The following is a 1,513-nucleotide window of genomic DNA, read 5'->3' as shown; positions in this document are numbered from 1 at the left end:
AAAGCGCCACTTATGTCCACGGACGGACAGGCCGCTATCGCTATCCCTGCTAACGCGGCATTCGGGCATCCTTGCCCATCATATGCCGGCGCGCCAGGGAGGCGCGCGCCAGTCTGCGTGGCCTACATGGATTTAGGTCAGGGGCGTGAGCAGGATGCGGAAGCTTTGCTCGTCACTTATTTAGAACAACTACAAAAACGCCGGGACAAGCAATGTTCCAGACATTGCTTTTGCATACACTCCATCCATGGAGATAAACGTTTTTGAGCGTAAGCCCCAACGGGGTGGGATACATGGATGTATCTCACAAAAGGCGCTCCTCGTGCCTTGATTGACGCTTTTTCAGCTCACAACAGAAACGGAGATGAAAGATCAACACGCCCTAATAACAGAACCTGCTTTGAATCCTGAATAAAAATTCCTTTACTTAAAGGTGCACATTGCCAGTGCATTTTTAACTTTTCTGCTGCACCAAAATGATGCGTTTGTTCTTCATCTATCTAACATTTATTCTTAACTCACTGACTATTATAGGAAAAATACGTGGCATGGATTTTTCATTGTTTCGCCAGGGTAAATTAAATTTAATTTTAATCAACAGGAGCGAGAAATGAAGATGATAACGGCGATCATTCGCCCACATGCTCTCGAACTGGTGCGGGCCGGGATTCAGGAAATTGGTATATCCGGCCTCACCGTGACAGAGGTTAAGGGTTATGGCCGGCAAAAAGGCCATAACGAGATGTATCGGGGGGCAGAATATACGATTAATTTTCAGCCAAAAATCAAACTTGAATTAGTGGTGGGTGATGATGATGTGGCAAAAGCCATTGAAGCCATTTCTACCAGCGCCAAATCCGGAAGAATCGGTGATGGCAAAATTTTCGTTTCAACACTGGAGTCGGCTGTTCGTATCAGAACGGGTGAAACCGGTGAAGCAGCTATTTAGGAGAGTAAAATGGATACGCTTGTAATTGAAGTAAGTTATGCGCTCGACACATTTTATTTCCTGATGTGTACAGCGCTGGTGATGTTGATGGCAGCTGGGTTTGCCATGTTGGAATCGGGATTGGTACGTAGTAAGAATACTGTCGAAATTCTCAATAAAAATGTTCTTTTATATGGTATTGCCTGTCTGGTGTACTTTGTTATCGGCTACAACATCATGTACCCCGCCGATCCAGTAAACTCGTGGATTCCTGGTCTGGACTTCTTCCTCGGTGAAGATAATAGTCCTGAATCGGTATTAGCCGGTGGCGAAGGTGCGCCATATTACTCAGCGATGGCTGATTTTATCTTCCAGGCGGTATTTGCTGCAGCAACCATGTCGATTGTTTCTGGTGCGGTAGCTGAACGTATGCGTTTGTGGCCTTTCCTGATCTTTGCTGTGTTTATGGTCGGTTTTATCTATCCGGTAGAAGGTTATTGGAAATGGGGTGGTGGTTTCCTCGATCAACTGGGCTTCCAGGATTTTGCCGGTTCAGTCGTCGTGCATATGGCTGGTGCCGCCGCC

At 46.5% G+C, this 1,513-nt stretch carries 1 protein-coding gene and 1 pseudogene; both read left to right on the top strand.

What is annotated here, in order from left to right; genetic code table 11:
* Nucleotides 1–610 precede the first annotated feature (610 nt).
* Nucleotides 611–949 carry a P-II family nitrogen regulator gene (locus B3182_RS02870; RefSeq protein ID WP_292356040.1) on the top strand — a complete coding sequence of 113 codons (339 nt, stop codon included), beginning with the start codon at nucleotides 611–613 and terminating at the stop codon, nucleotides 947–949.
* A gap of 9 nt (nucleotides 950–958) precedes the next feature.
* A pseudogene (locus tag B3182_RS02865) lies at nucleotides 959–1,513 on the top strand (ammonium transporter); the annotation flags it as partial.

Origin of the sequence: Methylophaga sp. UBA4204 (genome assembly GCF_002379485.1) — a bacterium.
Classification (GTDB): Bacteria; Pseudomonadota; Gammaproteobacteria; order Nitrosococcales; family Methylophagaceae; genus Methylophaga.
This window is presented reverse-complemented; position numbering and strand designations above follow the sequence as displayed.